The sequence below is a fragment of the Yokenella regensburgei ATCC 49455 genome, assembly GCF_000735455.1.
Classification (GTDB): domain Bacteria; phylum Pseudomonadota; class Gammaproteobacteria; order Enterobacterales; family Enterobacteriaceae; genus Yokenella; species Yokenella regensburgei.
In genome coordinates this window covers 32,315-47,492 of the sequence record NZ_JMPS01000081.1, presented here as the reverse complement: position 1 = coordinate 47,492, position 15,178 = coordinate 32,315, and the positions used below count along the sequence as shown (strand labels likewise).

Annotated in this window: 15 protein-coding genes; 7 read left to right on the top strand and 8 right to left on the bottom strand. The window is 59.1% G+C overall.

Annotation, left to right across the window (positions count from 1 at the left end):
• Positions 1 to 9: 9 nt before the first annotated feature.
• Positions 10 to 1,353 (bottom strand): NADP-specific glutamate dehydrogenase, encoded by a 1,344-nt coding sequence (gene gdhA / locus GYRE_RS20785; RefSeq protein ID WP_038258042.1) that lies wholly within the window; start codon positions 1,351 to 1,353, stop codon positions 10 to 12.
• A 174-nt stretch (positions 1,354 to 1,527) separates the two neighbouring features.
• Between gdhA and GYRE_RS20780 the strand changes: the two genes are divergently transcribed.
• Positions 1,528 to 1,800: a YnjH family protein gene (locus GYRE_RS20780; RefSeq protein ID WP_038258040.1), complete on the top strand. Its 273-nt coding sequence runs from the start codon at positions 1,528 to 1,530 to the stop codon at positions 1,798 to 1,800.
• Here GYRE_RS20780 and GYRE_RS20775 read toward each other — a convergent pair.
• A complete protein-coding gene (locus tag GYRE_RS20775) occupies positions 1,760 to 2,176 on the bottom strand; it encodes a pyrimidine (deoxy)nucleoside triphosphate diphosphatase (RefSeq protein WP_038258122.1) in 417 nt (138 codons plus the stop codon). The genes GYRE_RS20780 and GYRE_RS20775 overlap by 41 nt on opposite strands.
• A 78-nt stretch (positions 2,177 to 2,254) precedes the next feature.
• Between GYRE_RS20775 and GYRE_RS20770 the strand changes: the two genes are divergently transcribed.
• Both GYRE_RS20770 and GYRE_RS20765 read left to right on the top strand, forming a co-directional pair.
• Positions 2,255 to 2,821, top strand: a complete 567-nt coding sequence (locus GYRE_RS20770) for a carboxymuconolactone decarboxylase family protein (protein ID WP_038258038.1) — start codon at positions 2,255 to 2,257, stop codon at positions 2,819 to 2,821.
• On the top strand, positions 2,814 to 3,428 hold the full coding sequence (locus GYRE_RS20765; RefSeq protein ID WP_038258035.1) for a CDP-alcohol phosphatidyltransferase family protein: 615 nt from the start codon (positions 2,814 to 2,816) through the stop codon (positions 3,426 to 3,428). The genes GYRE_RS20770 and GYRE_RS20765 overlap by 8 nt, the downstream gene beginning before the upstream one ends.
• 45 nt (positions 3,429 to 3,473) lie before the next feature.
• Here the strand turns inward: GYRE_RS20765 and GYRE_RS20760 are convergent, their stop codons facing one another.
• The 6 genes from GYRE_RS20760 to xthA form a co-directional block, all read right to left on the bottom strand.
• Positions 3,474 to 4,784, bottom strand: a complete 1,311-nt coding sequence (locus tag GYRE_RS20760) for a sulfurtransferase (RefSeq protein WP_038258032.1) — start codon at positions 4,782 to 4,784, stop codon at positions 3,474 to 3,476.
• 75 nt (positions 4,785 to 4,859) lie between these two features.
• A complete protein-coding gene (locus tag GYRE_RS20755) occupies positions 4,860 to 5,492 on the bottom strand; it encodes an ATP-binding cassette domain-containing protein (protein WP_038258031.1) in 633 nt (210 codons plus the stop codon).
• A complete protein-coding gene (locus GYRE_RS20750) occupies positions 5,492 to 7,027 on the bottom strand; it encodes an ABC transporter permease family protein (protein ID WP_038258029.1) in 1,536 nt (511 codons plus the stop codon). The genes GYRE_RS20755 and GYRE_RS20750 overlap by 1 nt, the downstream gene beginning before the upstream one ends.
• Positions 7,000 to 8,175, bottom strand: coding sequence for an ABC transporter substrate-binding protein (locus tag GYRE_RS20745; protein ID WP_038258027.1), 1,176 nt, complete (start codon positions 8,173 to 8,175; stop codon positions 7,000 to 7,002). Before GYRE_RS20745 ends, GYRE_RS20750 begins: the two co-directional genes overlap by 28 nt.
• 9 nt (positions 8,176 to 8,184) lie before the next feature.
• A complete protein-coding gene (locus tag GYRE_RS20740; RefSeq protein ID WP_038258025.1) occupies positions 8,185 to 8,859 on the bottom strand; it encodes a TVP38/TMEM64 family protein in 675 nt (224 codons plus the stop codon).
• A gap of 6 nt (positions 8,860 to 8,865) precedes the next feature.
• Positions 8,866 to 9,675: an exodeoxyribonuclease III gene (gene xthA / locus GYRE_RS20735; protein ID WP_038258022.1), complete on the bottom strand. Its 810-nt coding sequence runs from the start codon at positions 9,673 to 9,675 to the stop codon at positions 8,866 to 8,868.
• A 448-nt stretch (positions 9,676 to 10,123) separates the two neighbouring features.
• Here xthA and astC point away from each other — a divergent pair, with 448 nt between their 5' ends.
• The 4 genes from astC to astB are packed head-to-tail and all read left to right on the top strand — an operon-like array spanning position 10,124 to position 15,172.
• Positions 10,124 to 11,344: a succinylornithine/acetylornithine transaminase gene (gene astC, locus GYRE_RS20730; protein WP_038258019.1), complete on the top strand. Its 1,221-nt coding sequence runs from the start codon at positions 10,124 to 10,126 to the stop codon at positions 11,342 to 11,344.
• A complete protein-coding gene (gene astA, locus GYRE_RS20725; RefSeq protein WP_006819603.1) occupies positions 11,341 to 12,375 on the top strand; it encodes an arginine N-succinyltransferase in 1,035 nt (344 codons plus the stop codon). The genes astC and astA overlap by 4 nt, the downstream gene beginning before the upstream one ends.
• On the top strand, positions 12,372 to 13,850 hold the full coding sequence (gene astD / locus GYRE_RS20720) for a succinylglutamate-semialdehyde dehydrogenase (RefSeq protein ID WP_038258018.1): 1,479 nt from the start codon (positions 12,372 to 12,374) through the stop codon (positions 13,848 to 13,850). The genes astA and astD overlap by 4 nt, the downstream gene beginning before the upstream one ends.
• Complete coding sequence (astB, locus tag GYRE_RS20715; RefSeq protein WP_038258016.1) at positions 13,847 to 15,172, top strand: N-succinylarginine dihydrolase; 1,326 nt, start codon at positions 13,847 to 13,849, stop codon at positions 15,170 to 15,172. The genes astD and astB overlap by 4 nt, the downstream gene beginning before the upstream one ends.
• The last annotated feature ends 6 nt before the right edge of the window (positions 15,173 to 15,178 follow it).

Sequence of the window (15,178 nt, the reverse complement as noted above, 5' to 3'; positions counted from 1 at the left end):
CGACGTAACTTAAATTACGCCCTGCGCCAGCATCGCGTCGGCAACCTTAACGAAGCCCGCGATGTTGGCACCCTGCACGTAGTGCGTTTGTTTACCTTCACCACCGTACTCGACGCAGGCATGGTGAATATCCAGCATGATGTGGTGCAAACGCGCATCTACTTTTTCTGCTTTCCAGCCCATGCGCGCCGCGTTCTGCGCCATCTCAAGACCGGACGTTGCGACGCCACCGGCGTTGGCCGCTTTACCTGGCGCAAACAGTACGCCAGCCTCAAGGAACAGGTCGGTGGCCGCGATGGTGGTCGGCATGTTCGCGCCTTCTGCCACCGCCTTCACGCCGCCCGCAATCAGCGCACGGGCCGCATCGACGTCCAGCTCGTTCTGCGTGGCACACGGCAGGGCGATATCCACCGGCACTGACCACGGCTGCTGGCCTTCCTGATACTGAAGGCCAAACTCGTGGGCGTAGTCGGCGACGCGACCATCGCGGCTGGCTTTGATCTCGCAAAGACGAGCAAGTTTTTCAGCGTTGAAGCCCGCTTCATCTACCACGGTACCGCTGGAGTCAGAGGCGGTGACCACCCGGGCGCCGAGCGCCATCGCTTTTTCGATAGCGTACTGCGCCACGTTGCCAGAACCGGATACCGCAACGCGCATCCCTTCAAAGCCCAGACCGTGGCGCTTCAGCATCGCATCGGTGAAATAGATAAGGCCGTAGCCGGTGGCTTCCGGGCGGATCAGGCTGCCGCCAAACGACAACCCCTTACCGGTGAAGACGCAGGAGGTATCGTTGGAGAGCTTTTTCATCATCCCGGCCATAAAGCCCACTTCGCGGGCGCCCACGCCGATATCGCCCGCCGGTACGTCGGTGTCTGAGCCGAGGTGGCGGTACAGCTCGGTCATCAGCGCCTGGCAAAAACGCATAATTTCGCCTTCGCTTTTACCTTTAGGGTCAAAATCGCTGCCGCCTTTACCACCGCCCATCGGCAGGGTGGTCAGGGCGTTTTTGAAGGTCTGCTCAAAGCCAAGGAACTTCAGAATCGACAGGTTAACCGAGGGATGAAAGCGCATGCCGCCCTTAAAGGGACCGATTGCCGAGCTAAACTGCACGCGCCAGGCGCGGTTTACCTGCACCTGATTACGATCGTCAACCCAGGTGACGCGGAACTGGATGACGCGCTCTGGCTCTACCAGGCGCTCCAGCAGCGACATCTGACGATAGCGCGGATTGTGTTCGAGGAATGGCCACAGCGTGGTCATCACTTCCCGTACGGCCTGCGCGAATTCCGGCTGATGCGGGTCGCGCTGCTGTACCCCTGAGAGAAATGATTCCAGAGACGGTTTCTGTTCCATAGATATAAGAACCTCTTATGATTGTTAGTAATTGTATTTGCTAAGATTATAATTATTGGAAACGAGCGTTTTTCCGACTATACCACCCGCGACGGCGCGGCTGGCAAGGAAAATTTAAGGATGTTCGCGAATGAGCCGATATAGTTAGTTCAGAAGCCATCAGGAAGATAAAACATGAAACGAATCGTGATTGCCGGATTACTGGCGCTGATTGCCGGTAGCGCTCAGGCAGACCGTTACCGTCCGGATGTTGAAGTGAACGTACCGCCGGAAGTTTTCAGCTCCAGCGGCCAGCGTGCACAGCCCTGCAATCAGTGCTGTATCTACGAAAACCAGAATTATTCGGAAGGGGCGGTCATTAAGACCGATGGGGTTCTGCTGCAGTGTCAGCGCGACGAAAAAGCCATCAGCACGAATCCGCTGGTCTGGCGGCGCGTAAAGCCATAAATGCTTCCAGGAGCGGAATATCCGCCGGGGCCAGCGTATAATCCAGCGCTGCCTGCGGTGTACACCACACCAGCGCGCTGTGGTAGTGCGCCGTCAGTTCGCCGCTGAAGCCGGGCACATGCCAGGCGTACAGATGGATAATCCGCCCTGAAATTTCACGCTGGTGGCTGGCCACGTACACGCCAGGCGTTGCGGTGATCCCCAGCTCCTCCTGCAGCTCGCGAACCAGCGCCTGCGGCTGGCTTTCACCGGCTTCGACTTTCCCACCAGCAAATTCCCACATGCCTGCCTGATCGGCATGTGCAGGACGCTGTGCCAGCAGAATTTTGCCGTCTTTCTCGATTATCGCGGCAACAACATCAATCTTTTTAAGCATATGAATCAACATTCTGAAAAGCAGGATGCCATAATATCGCTCTCTTCTTCATAGCAACAGCGTGACCTGGAGTCAGAAGTGAAAAAACATGCGCCATGGGTGCCGCCCCTCGATAAGCTTCCCGTGAGTCTGAAACCCATCGTTTCGCTGCAGAAAAAACATTATGGCGCAGTGCTGAACCCGACGCGCTGGTGGGGGCGAATGCCTCGCCTGTTCTGGCTGGTGGCGCTGTTTGTCGGCTGGCTGGAGCGTCGCCGTGCGCGGCTGGCGCCGGAGCTGCGTGCGCTGCTGATGACCCGGGTCTCGCAGGTGTGTCATTGCGCCTTTTGCATTGATGCCAACAGCCTGCGGCTGGCAGAGCGCAGTGGGGCGATGGATAAAGTGCTGGCAGTAGCCGAATGGCCGCTGTCGTCACTGTTTAACGAGAAAGAGCGTGCGGCGCTGGCCTATGCCGATGCGGTGACGGCGACGCCTCCGCAGGTAGACGATGCACTGAAAGCGGAGCTGACCCGCCATTTTACCCCGGATGAGATAAGCGAAATGACGGCGTTAATCGCCTTCCAGAATCTTTCGGCACGCTTTAACGCAGCGCTGGATATTCCTTCCCAGGGGCTGTGTCAGAGCGGAGGGCGGCCGGATGCTTGACCGACATCTGCACCCACGAATTAAGCCACTACTTAATGCACTGGCGCTGCCGCTGGAAAAAGCGGGAGTGAGCGCCGATGGCGTGACGCTCACCGGCTTTGCCATCGGCGTGCTGGCACTGCCGTTTCTGGCGCAGGGCTGGTACCTTCCGGCGCTGGTGGTGATAGTGCTGAATCGCCTGCTTGATGGGCTGGACGGTGCGCTGGCGCGGCGGCGCGGATTAAGCGATGCCGGAGGCTTTCTCGATATTTCTCTCGATTTTCTGTTTTACGCGCTGGTGCCGTTTGGTTTTATTCTTGCTTCCCCGGCGCAGAACGCGCTGGCGGGAGGATGGCTGCTGTTTGCTTTTATCGGTACCGGCAGCAGTTTTCTGGCTTTTGCGGCGCTGGCGGCAAAGCACCAGATTGATAACCCAGGCTATGCACACAAGTCGTTTTATTACCTGGGGGGGCTAACCGAGGGTAGCGAAACTATCGCTCTGTTTGTACTGTGTTGCCTGTTTCCAGCCTGGTTTCCGTGGCTGGCGTGGTTGTTTGGCGCACTGTGCTGGCTCACTACCCTGACGCGTATCTGGAGCGGATACCTGACGTTAAAGCGCTGCGAGTGAATCTTGCCGGATAAGGCGTTAACCCTATCCGGCAGGGATTGCCGATTACATCTCCTGACCCGGGCCGCGCTCACCGCGCTGTACCGGGTTTTTGGCATCAGAGCTCCACTCATACCAGCCGCCGTCATAAACGGAGATATTCGGCCAGCCCATGGCCCGGGCGTACATGAAGGTTTCTGAGGCGCGCCAGCCGGTACCGCAGTAGAACGATACCTGCTGTGATGGCAGGATATTCCACGCTTTCCACATCGCGCTGATGTCATCGGCGCTGCGCATGGTGCCGTCCGGATTGTGGAAATCTTCCATGTGGGTGGAGTCGCTACCGGCGTGGCCCCAGCGGGCACCGGCAATTTCACCTTTTGGCTTAATGTAGCTGTAGCCGCTGGTGGTCCCGATGAATTCCGGCCACGAGCGAATGCTGACCAGCGACGCATCCTGGCGGTGCAGCAGCGCGCGGGCCTGATTCATATCAAGCATCAGCTGCGGCTGGCCGGGGATCGGCGCGCCAAAATCAGGCTCTGCTTTTACCGTCGACGGCGTCCCTCGCTCGACCGGCAGATCGCTGTCGCTCCAGGTTTTCCAGCCACCGTCGAGCAGGCGGACATCTTTCACCCCGGCATACAGCATGATCTGCGCCACGCGTGCGGCGGCGTAAACATCACGACCGTAGAGGATCACCGTGGTGTCGTGGCGAATACCGTGCTTCGCCAGCATGGCTTTAAGAAAGGCGTCTGGCACTTTATTCCACAGCGGTTCGCTCTCGACTTCGTTGGTATCAATATACCCCGCGCCCGGAATATGGCTCAGCAGGAAATATTTCGGCGCACCCCAGCCCGCTTCTATTACCTTCCAGTCACCGGCCGGTCTGGCGGTAACTGCGTTACCCTGCTGCAGGTCGTGCAGCCACTGCGGATAGACCAGCTGCTCGAAGTGAGCGAGTTTCTGCAGACGCTCCGGGGAGCTCAGGGCATCGCTTAGGGTTGCGGTGCGGTCAAAGCCCGCTTTGTGCAACCGCGCGGTAACGGCGTTGACGTCGTCCGGATTACCGTACAGCGCCAGAGGCGTATCCGGCTTCAGCTGCTGCGCTTTCGCCCAGGCGGTGAGCTGCTCGTCGCTCATTGCTGAAAGCCAGCGAGCGGCCAGATTACGTGCGGCGGGTTCATGCCCCTGCGGGCCGTTAGCCGTCTGCGGCCAGCCGTTGTAAAACGCGCTCGGGCGCGTATCGATAATGATACCGTTTTGCTGCTGGATCTGTGCGAAGGTGTGAGCAGAGGCCATTTCAGCGGCCAGCGTTGAAGCAGAAGAGGTCAGCCCGATAAGCAGGGCCAGCGCGGTCAGTTGAGAAACACGTTTCATCGAATTGCCCGTCCCAGGTAAATTGAAGCGTCATTCTGGAGCTCCGTTCGGAGAAATACGTTGCGCTAACGCAGGTTATTGCCAGCTTTCAATCTGCAGACAACGGCCACCTGGCGGTATATCGGCAGCGTCGTGGGTGACCAGCACCACCGGAATAGCCAGCCCCGAAAGCTCGGCAAACACCCATTCGCGAAAGCGCTCGCGCAGGGGGGCATCCAGCCGGTTAAAAGGCTCATCAAGCAGCAGCGCTTTCGGTTGTGCCAGCATCGCGCGCAGCAGGCTAACCCGTGCCCGTTGGCCGCCGGAGAGCGTTGCCGGATCGCGGGCGTAAAAACCGGCGAGACCGGCTTCAGTCAGGGCGGCCTCAACCATTTCCCGACGCTCACCGCCTTTCACGCTCGCCGGTAGCGCCAGCAGCAGGTTTTTCCCCACGCTAAAGTGGTCGAACAGCAGCGCGTCCTGAAACAGGACCCCGATTTCCCGCTGGGCAGTAGTAAGCCCATCCAGCCGACGGTCGTTGAGCCACAGCTCTCCTTGTGCCTTAAACGGCGCGGGCAGCGCGCCAATCATCCAGGCAAACAGCGTAGATTTACCGCTGCCGGAAGCGCCCATCAGGGTGACGACTTCTCCGGGCTCAACGCTGAAGCTGACATGGTTAAGCCGCGGCGCGGTATTGAGCGCAAGCGTGAGATTATTGACGATAAGCATCAGCGGAGTCCTTGTCGATAGTGCGCGATCGTGCGCGTAAGCAGGGCGACCAGGGTAAACATCAGCGCCGGAAGCAGCAGTTGCCAGAGCGAGGATATCGCGAGCCAGTGCAGCGAGCCGCCGCTGCTTTGCGCGACGGCATCGGTCGTCAGCGTCGGGACGCGACCGCCGCCGAGCCACAGGGTTGGTAAATACTGGGCAATACTCACGGAAAACCCCACGGCGAGAGCAGAGAGAATAGCGCGCATCAACTGCGGGCATTTCACCTGCAGGAAAATCCGCCCCTGCGACCAGCCCAGCGTGCGGGCAATCAGCGGCAGACGCGGGTCGAGCCGCCGCCACGCCGGATGCAGCACAAACAACATCCACGGCACCACCCACAACAAGTGCCCCCAGAATACGGCGATAAAGCTGCCGTCGAGCCACAGGTGTAGCACCAGCTGATATTGTCCGGCAACCAGCGGCAGTGTGGGTAACAGCAGGGGAAGAAACAGCCAGGGCGTGAGTCTGGCGATACCCCATTCAAGCCAGAGCAGGCACAGAACGCCGCCACACAGGCAGGAGAGTAACGCCAGCCAGAGACTGTTATTCAGACTTTCTGTCGTGGGCAAGGCCAGCCGTGCCATCGCCAGCAGCACCACGACGCAGAGCACGCCGCTGCCTGGCAGCGCTAACGAAAATGTCTGCCCTGCAGGATGGGATCTCTGCCGATGGCGTACACCATCCGCAGGCGGTGCGCGGCGTTGCTGTAAACGCCAGCCGCCGAAGATAATAAGCGCCATTACGGCGAGAAGCATCACCAGCAGCAGGCAGGCAAGCTGACCTTTGGTCTGCTGCAAAGCATCAATCTGGTTTAGCCAGCTCCAGGCGAGTACCGCCAGGGTGGGCGGGTTTCCTGGCCCCAGCATTAGCGCCACATCCACCACCGAGAGCGTCCACGCACCCGTGGCCAGCAGCACCAGCCCGAGAGCAGGCGCGATGGCCGGGAGTACCAGCATATTCAGACACTGCCAGCGGCTGTAGCCGAGGCTTTTCAGCACCAGCGTTTGCTGCGCCAGCCGCTTTTCTCCCAGTACGCCATACATCGCCCACAGGATGAATCCGCTCTCTTTGACCGCAAGCGTCAACCCCATACCGATGCCATAACGATCCACCAGCGGCGTACAGCGACCGCAGAGCTGGAACAGCCAGCCGCCCTCGGCGAAGAGCAGCAGCGCGCTGGCGGCAAAGGCAACGTGCGGTATTGCCAGCAGCAGCGGCAGGCGGCTTATCAGCTTTTGCCAGCCGGCAGAGGGCCACAGGGCGGCCATGGCGCACAGTGCAATCATCAGCGCGCCGCCGGTCGCTATCAGGCTTGATATCAGCGTTGCCGTCAGCGCCTGCGGCACCTGCGGGTCGGCAAACAACGCCTGCCAGTTCGCGCTCGAAAATGCCGGTGAGAGCAGCAGCCCGGCGGCGGGGAGCAAAGGCAGCATAACCGCCATCATTGCCGCCAGCGTCAGGAGAGTTAGTAAGTACCGTAACGATGCAGCCATGCCTGTTCCAGTGCGCTAACCCATGCAGCATGCGGCTCTGCCAGAACCGGTGGTGATTTTTGCGGCAGGCGCGAGGCAAGCGTTGCCCGTAGTGCTGGTTCGAGCTTCGCCGGGTCGAGCACGCTCGGATCGCCCCAGATAGCCGGGTCTGATTTACGCAGCTGGGCTTCCGGCGACAGCAGGAAGTTTGCCACCACCTGAGCACCTGCCGTGGCGCGGGCATTGGCCGGGATCGCCACAAAGTGGACGTTACCGATCATGCCCTTCTTAAAACCGAAGCTGTAGCTGTCGTCCGGCAGTTCACCGCTGGCCATTTTTTGCCGGGCATGCATTGGGTTAAAGGTCAGGGACAGGCGCAGCGTCCCCTGGGCAAGCATGGTGTCCATCCGCGCAGGAGACGCCGGGAAGTCTTTCCCTTGCCGCCATAACCAGGGGTGTAGTTTGTCGAGATAAGCCCACAGCGGGGCGGTCACTGCGACAAAGGTGCTGTTATCCGGCGGTTGTTTCAGCAGCTGTGGGTCCGGCGTCAGCGCCAGCAGCAGTTGTTCAAGAAACGCTGTGGCGGTGAAATCCGGCGGGCGTGGATAGGTTACCGTTCCGGGGTTTGCCTGCGCGTAGCGCAGTAGTGCCTCCGGTGAGGTGGGCGGTGCTGACGTTTCTGAACGACGGGCGATAAAAGTTAACTGAGCGCTGCCCCAGGGCGATTCCGCTCCGTCCACGGGCACGGAAAAATCTTCCCGCACCGGTTTTTGGGTATCGACATAGCGCCAGTTCGGTAGCGTTTCCGCCCACCCGGTGCGCAAAAGATTTGCCTCTTTCAGGCTGCGAAAGTTCTCGCCATTCACCCACAGCAGGTCAATCGAGCCGTTATGGGTACGTCCGGCAGCAGCTTCGCTCTTGATGCGTTTAACGCTGTCGGCGGCATCGGCAATCGGCACCACGCGAAGCGTGACGGCGTAGTGGCGTTTTACTTCTCCACTGACCCAGTCAAGATAGTGGTTTACGGCGGGATCGCCGCCCCAGGCGTTGAACCACACGGTCTGGCCGTGGGCTTCCTGTTTTATCTGCTGCCAGCTATCGGTGGCAAAGGCATGGCCTGCGGTGAGCAGTCCGGCGGTGAGGAGGAGGTAATAACGCACACGGCGCATAATGCATCCTTAATGTTGAACAAAACGGGCCAGCAGCTTGCGCGATACCAGCGGCAACAGACCTATCAGCGCGAAAGCGCCCAGCAGGCCAGGGGAGAGTATATCCTGCAATGAGTGCAGATTTCCGAGCTCTCGCCCGGCATTCAGATAAACCACCGTCGCGGGCAGCATACCGAGCTGGCTGACCCACCAGTAGCGCATAGCGCCAATTCGCGTGACGCCCGCCAGCAGGTTCACCAGAAAAAACGGTAACAGCGGCATCAACCGCAGCGCAAAGAGGTAAAACGCCCCATCGCGCGCGATGCCAGCGTTAACGGTCGCCATTTGTCGGGGAAAACGCCCGCAGACCCAGTTTGCCAGCAGATAGCGGCTCGCCAGCATCGCCAGCAGCGCGCCGAGCGTTGAGGCAAACGAGACGAGTGGAATGGCTATCCACAGCGGGAACAGCGACCCGCCAAGCAGCGTTAACAGCGCCGCTCCGGGGATAGATAACGCGGACACCGCCACGTACAGGGCAAAATAGAGCACCGCCCCGAGAAGGGGATGCTGGTGCCATTCGGCGCTAAGCGCCTGATGAGATTGCTGCAGGGCGTTCAGGGAGAGCATGTCGCGGGGGATAAGCGTAAACCCCGCGACGATGCAGACGATGAGGATAACCAGCAGCGAGAGCTGATGACGATTCAACCGCGTTTATTTTCCTTTAAAGGTTGCCCAGACCGGCGCGTGGTCGGAGGGTTTTTCCATGCTGCGGATGTCGTAGTCGATGCCGGTTTCGACGCAGTGCTGGGCCAGCGGGTTGCTTGCCAGCAGCAGATCTATGCGCAGGCCGCGGTTATCGTCAAAACCTTTGGAGCGGTAGTCGAACCACGAGAAGCGGTCGTGGTTATCCGGGTTAGCGTGGCGCCAGGTATCTACCAGCCCCCAGCCCAGCAGGCGCTGCATCCACTCGCGCTCTTCCGGCAGGAAGGAGCATTTGCCGGTGCGCAGCCAGCGTTTGCGGCTGTCTTCGCCAATGCCGATATCCAGATCCGTCGGGCTGATGTTCATATCACCCATGATTAGTACCGGATTGTCCTTATTCAGGTCGCCGGTTAGGTAATCCTGCAGATCCTGATAAAACCGGGTTTTGGCAGGGAACTTCGTCGGATGGTCGCGGCTTTCACCCTGCGGGAAGTAGCCGTTAATCACGGTGACAGTGCCGAACGGCGAAGGGATGTCCGCCATGATGATGCGGCGCTGGGCCTCTTCGTCATCGCCCGGAAAACCGCGACGCACGGCAATGGGCGTTTCTTTGGTCAGCAGCGCCACGCCGTAGTGGCCTTTCTGCCCGTGATAAAAGACGTTGTAACCGAGTTTTGCGACATCTTCGAGCGGGAACATGTCGTCGTGAACCTTTGTCTCCTGCAGGCCAATGACGTCGGGCTGATGTTTCTCGACGATGGCTTCCAGTTGATGAGGGCGGGCGCGCAGGCCGTTGATATTAAAAGAAACAAATTTCATAGTCGCTGCCACTGTGCAAGGTGAATTGTGCAGGAATGGTAGCAGAATTTCATCACGGTGACTGCATTAGCGCAGGATATTCTGCCGATTGCAGCGATACCTGGTCATCACGGTGCAATGTGTGCCCAAAAGCGACGCATTTCGCCCTAAAACGGGGCATCTCTCTGCGATAAATTTCGTAGACGATCACAAATCACGAATTCAGTTTTACTAATGCATAACGCTGCAGTTATTAGCACTTCTAATGGCGCTTATTCGCGCTTTTATGCACTTATTATGCATTCATTGTGAATGGTGATTTGCTGTAACTCATTGATTTTTAGTTTTCACCCTCCGGTTATGCAAATTTAGCGCTGGCTGGCACGAACCGTGCAATCTACATTTACAGCGCAAACACACCATAATTTTTAACATTATCTACACATATAATTTACCGGAAGAGGTCACTATGTCTCAGTCAATTACGCGTAGCAATTTTGATGAATGGATGATGCCGGTTTACGCGCCGGCGGCCTTTATTCCGGTGCGTGGAGCGGGTTCACGCCTGTGGGATCAGCAGGGTAAAGAGTACATCGACTTCGCCGGAGGGATTGCCGTTAACGCCCTGGGGCACGCGCACCCGGCGATGGTCAAAGCGCTCACCGAACAGGCGCAAAAATTCTGGCATACCGGCAACGGCTACACCAACGAACCGGCGCTGCGCCTTGCCAAACAGTTGATTGACGCCACCTTCGCCGAACGGATTTTCTTCTGTAACTCCGGGGCGGAAGCCAACGAGGCGGCGCTGAAGCTGGCGCGTAAGTACGCGCATGACCATTTCGGCAAACAGAAGAGCGGGATCGTGGCGTTCAAAAATGCCTTCCACGGCCGCACGCTGTTTACCGTTTCCGCCGGCGGACAGCCGTCTTATTCTCAGGATTTCACGCCGCTGCCGCCGGACATCAGCCATGCGGTATATAACTCGCTGGAGTCCGCGCGTGAGCTGATTAATGACAATACCTGCGCGGTGATCGTTGAGCCGATGCAGGGGGAAGGTGGCGTGGTCCCGGCAACGCCGGAGTTCCTGAAAGGGCTGCGTGAGCTTTGCGATCAACACAACGCGCTGCTGATTTTTGATGAAGTACAAACCGGCGTTGGCCGCACCGGTGAACTGTATGCCTATATGCACTACGGCGTCACCCCGGATCTCCTCTCTACCGCCAAAGCGCTGGGAGGCGGTTTCCCGATTGGCGCACTGCTGACGACAGAAAAATGTGCGGCGGTGATGACCGTGGGCACGCATGGCACGACCTACGGTGGCAACCCGCTGGCGAGCGCCGTTGCCGGGGAGGTGCTCTCTATTATTAACACCCGTGAAGTGCTGAACGGGGTTAAACAGCGTCACCAGTGGTTTAGTGAACGTTTGCAGGCGATTAACAACAAGCTGGGGCTGTTCCAGGAAATTCGTGGAATGGGCCTGCTGATTGGCTGCGTACTGAAAGAAGAACATGCCGGCAAGGCGAAGGCCATCAGCCAGCTTGCAGCGGAAGAAGGGGTGATGATCCTGATAGCTGGAGCCAACGTGGTGCGTTTCGCCCCGGCGCTGATTATCAGTGAAGAAGAAGTGAGTGTTGGTCTTGATCGCTTTGCGGCTGCCTGTGAGCGCTTCATCAAAGGACAGTCATCATGATGGTCATCCGTCCGGTCGGGCGCGAGGATTTGCCTGCACTGTTGAAACTGGCAGGGAAAACGGGGGGCGGGCTGACCTCGCTCCCGGCTGATGAAACCACCCTTGCGGCGCGAATTGAGCGTGCAATCGCGACCTGGGAAGGTACGCTGCCGAAAAGCGATCAGGGTTACGTTTTTGTGCTGGAAGATTCAACCACCGGCACGGTGGCGGGGATTTGCGCCATTGAAGTCGCGGTTGGTCTTAACGACCCGTGGTACAACTACCGCGTGGGGACGATGGTTCACGCTTCGAAAGAGCTGGGCGTGTATAACGCGTTGCCGACGCTGTTCCTCACTCATGACCACACCGGCAGCAGCGAGCTGTGCACGCTGTTCCTTGACCCGGAGTGGCGTAAAGAGGGCAACGGCTATCTGTTGTCGAAGTCGCGCTTTATGTTTATGGCGGCCTTCCGCGATCGCTTTAATGACAAAGTGGTGGCGGAGATGCGCGGAGTTATCGACGAACACGGTTATTCACCGTTCTGGGAAAGCCTTGGTCAGCGCTTCTTCTCGATGGAGTTTGCCCGCGCTGATTATCTTTGTGGCACCGGGCAGAAGGCGTTTATCGCCGAACTGATGCCGAAACACCCCATTTATACCGATTTCTTAAGTGAAGAAGCCAAAGCGGTGATAGGCCAGGTGCATCCGCAAACTGCGCCAGCTCGTGCGGTACTGGAGAAAGAAGGTTTCCGTTATCGTAACTACGTCGATATTTTTGACGGTGGCCCGACGCTTGAGTGTGACATCGACCGGGTACGCGCCATCCGTAAAAGCCGCCTGGTAGAGGTGGTGGAAGGACAGCCAGCGCCGGGTGAATTACCGGCTTGCCTGGTCTCCAATGAGCAATATCAGCAATTCCGCGCCATGCTTATTCATGCCGACCCGCATTGTGAACGGCTGGTGCTTACGGCTCAGCAGCTTGATGCCCTGAAATGTCATGCCGGCGATCGTATCCGTCTGGTTCGTCTTTGCCCCGAGGAGAAAAAGCAATGAGTTTATGGATTAACGGTGACTGGGTCACCGGTCGCGGCAATGCCCGCAGCAAAGCGAACCCGGTGACGCACGAGTTGCTGTGGAGTGGCAACGATGCCGACGCTGAACAGGTGGCGCAGGCGGTGCAGGCGGCGCGCCGGGCATTTCCTCAGTGGGCGAGAAGAGCGTTCAACGAGCGCCAGGCAATCGTAGAAAAGTTTGCGGCGTTGCTGGAGAGCCATAAAGATGCGGTAACAGAAACCATCGCCCGTGAAACCGGCAAACCACGCTGGGAAGCGGCGACGGAAGTCACTGCGATGATCAATAAAATCGCCATTTCGGTGAAGTCGTATCACAGCCGTACCGGCGAGCAGGAAACCGCAATGCCTGATGGTGCGGCCACTCTGCGCCACCGTCCGCACGGCGTGCTGGCGGTGTTCGGCCCGTATAATTTCCCGGGGCATCTCCCGAACGGTCATATCGTTCCGGCGTTGCTGGCGGGGAATACCGTGGTGTTTAAGCCAAGCGAACTGACGCCCGGCAGCGGTGAGGTGGTCGTGAAGTTATGGGAGCAGGCGGGCTTACCGGCGGGAGTGTTAAACCTGCTGCAGGGCGGTCGCGAAACCGGCGAGGCGCTGAGCGCTGAAGAGAATATCGACGGGGTGCTGTTTACCGGCAGCTCCGCGACCGGTTTCCATCTGCACCGCCAGCTGGCGGGTCAACCGCAAAAAATGCTGGCCCTCGAGATGGGAGGGAATAACCCGCTGATTGTCGATGCACCGAGCGATATCGACGGCGCGGTACATCTGACGATTCAGTCAGCGTTCATCACCGCCGGGCAGCGCTGCACCTGTGCACGCCGCCTGCTGGTGAAACGTGGCGCCGAAGGCGATGCGTTTCTGGCCCGTCTGGTTGACGTCGCACGCCGCCTGACCCCGGGGCGCTGGGATGCCCAGCCGCAGCCGTTCCTCGGCGGATTAGTTTCCCCGCAGGCCGCGCTGCATGTACATAATGCCTGGCTGACCCACGTGGCGAACGGCGGTAGAACGCTGCTTGAACCACGGGTGCTGGAAGCAGGAGCCTCATTATTAACGCCGGGCATTATCGAGATGACGGGCGTGAGTAAGGTGGCGGACGAAGAGGTCTTTGGCCCGCTGCTGTGCGTCTGGCGCTACGATGATTTTGACGAGGCGATCGCGATGGCCAACGCCACTCGCTACGGCCTGGCCTGCGGACTGATTTCACCCGAGCGGGAAAAATTCGACCAGCTGCTGCTCGAGTCTCGCGCCGGGATCGTCAACTGGAACAAACCGCTCACCGGTGCGGCGAGTACGGCACCGTTTGGCGGTACCGGGGCATCGGGCAACCATCGCCCGGGAGCCTGGTATGCCGCAGACTACTGCGCATGGCCGATGGCAAGCCTTGAGTCACCCGCTTTTGCCTTACCGGCCACCCTCAGTCCGGGGCTGGATTTTTCGCGCGGAGAGTCATTATGAACGCCTGGGAAGTCAACTTTGATGGCCTGGTGGGGCTGACGCATCACTACGCCGGGCTCTCTTTTGGTAATGAAGCCTCGACGAAGCACCGCTTTCAGGTCTCTAACCCGCAGCTGGCGGCGAAGCAGGGGCTTTTGAAGATGAAGGCGCTGGCTGACGCCGGTTTTAAGCAGGCGGTGATCCCGCCGCAGGAGCGGCCGAACGTTGCCCTGCTGCGCCAGATTGGTTTTAGCGGTACCGATGAGCAGGTGGTGGAGAAGGCGGCATCGCAGGTGCCGCACCTGCTCTCTGCCGCCAGCTCTGCTTCCTCAATGTGGGTGGCAAATGCCGCCACCGTGGCACCTTCTGCGGATACCCTTGATGGCCGGGTGCATCTGACGGTGGCGAACCTGAACAACAAGTTTCACCGCGCCAGTGAAGCCCCGACGACGGAAGCACTGCTGCGGGCGATTTTCCGTGATGAGCACCATTTCAGCGTTCACCGCGCGCTGCCGCAGGTTGCGATGTTCGGCGATGAAGGCGCAGCCAACCACAACCGTTTTGGCGGTGACTACGGGCAGCCTGGCGTGCAGCTGTTTGTCTATGGTCGCGATGAGCACGGTGAGCAGCGCCCGCAGCGTTACCCGGCGCGGCAGACGCTGGAGGCAAGCCAGGCCGTTGCACGGTTAAACCGGGTGAACCCGCATCAACTTATCTTCGCCCAGCAGAATCCGGCGGTGATCGATAAAGGTGTCTTCCACAATGACGTGATTGCGGTGAGTAACGGCCAGGTGCTGTTCTGCCACGAGCAGGCCTTTGTTGACCAGAGCGGGCTGCTCGCGAAGCTCTCGGCGCGTGTGCCGGGCTTTACGCCGGTGGTGGTGCCGGCGGCGCGGGTATCGGTGGAAGATGCCGTTGCTACTTATCTGTTTAACAGCCAACTGCTGAGCAAGCCCGACGGCAGCATGATGCTGGTATTGCCAAAAGAGTCGCAGCAGCACGAAGGGGTCTGGCGCTACCTCAATGAGGTTCTGGCGCAGGATAACCCGATTAACGAGCTGAAGGTGTTTGACCTGCGTGAGAGCATGGCCAACGGCGGGGGGCCTGCGTGTCTGCGCCTGCGGGTGGTGCTGAACGAGCGCGAGCTGGCGGCGGTGAATCCGGCAGTACTGATGAATGACACGCTGTTCAACACGCTGAACGACTGGGTCGATCGCCACTATCGTGACCGCTTAACCCAGGCTGACCTCGCCGATCCGCAACTGCTGCGTGAAGGGCGTGAGGCGCTCGACAGATTGACGCAGATCCTGAATCTGGGGTCTGTTTATCCGTTCCAGCGCTAAGGAGCA

Bases quoted from the DNA above. Each gene is read 5' to 3' on its own strand.
- gdhA (WP_038258042.1), bottom strand. From the start codon at position 1,353: ATGGAACAGAAACCGTCTCTGGAATCATTTCTCTCAGGGGTACAGCAG.
- GYRE_RS20780 (WP_038258040.1), top strand. From the start codon at position 1,528: ATGAAACGAATCGTGATTGCCGGATTACTGGCGCTGATTGCCGGTAGC.
- GYRE_RS20775 (WP_038258122.1), bottom strand. From the start codon at position 2,176: ATGCTTAAAAAGATTGATGTTGTTGCCGCGATAATCGAGAAAGACGGC.
- GYRE_RS20765 (WP_038258035.1), top strand. From the start codon at position 2,814: ATGCTTGACCGACATCTGCACCCACGAATTAAGCCACTACTTAATGCA.
- GYRE_RS20760 (WP_038258032.1), bottom strand. From the start codon at position 4,784: ATGAAACGTGTTTCTCAACTGACCGCGCTGGCCCTGCTTATCGGGCTG.
- GYRE_RS20755 (WP_038258031.1), bottom strand. From the start codon at position 5,492: ATGCTTATCGTCAATAATCTCACGCTTGCGCTCAATACCGCGCCGCGG.
- GYRE_RS20750 (WP_038258029.1), bottom strand. From the start codon at position 7,027: ATGGCTGCATCGTTACGGTACTTACTAACTCTCCTGACGCTGGCGGCA.
- GYRE_RS20745 (WP_038258027.1), bottom strand. From the start codon at position 8,175: ATGCGCCGTGTGCGTTATTACCTCCTCCTCACCGCCGGACTGCTCACC.
- xthA (WP_038258022.1), bottom strand. From the start codon at position 9,675: ATGAAATTTGTTTCTTTTAATATCAACGGCCTGCGCGCCCGCCCTCAT.
- astC (WP_038258019.1), top strand. From the start codon at position 10,124: ATGTCTCAGTCAATTACGCGTAGCAATTTTGATGAATGGATGATGCCG.
- astA (WP_006819603.1), top strand. From the start codon at position 11,341: ATGATGGTCATCCGTCCGGTCGGGCGCGAGGATTTGCCTGCACTGTTG.
- astD (WP_038258018.1), top strand. From the start codon at position 12,372: ATGAGTTTATGGATTAACGGTGACTGGGTCACCGGTCGCGGCAATGCC.
- astB (WP_038258016.1), top strand. From the start codon at position 13,847: ATGAACGCCTGGGAAGTCAACTTTGATGGCCTGGTGGGGCTGACGCAT.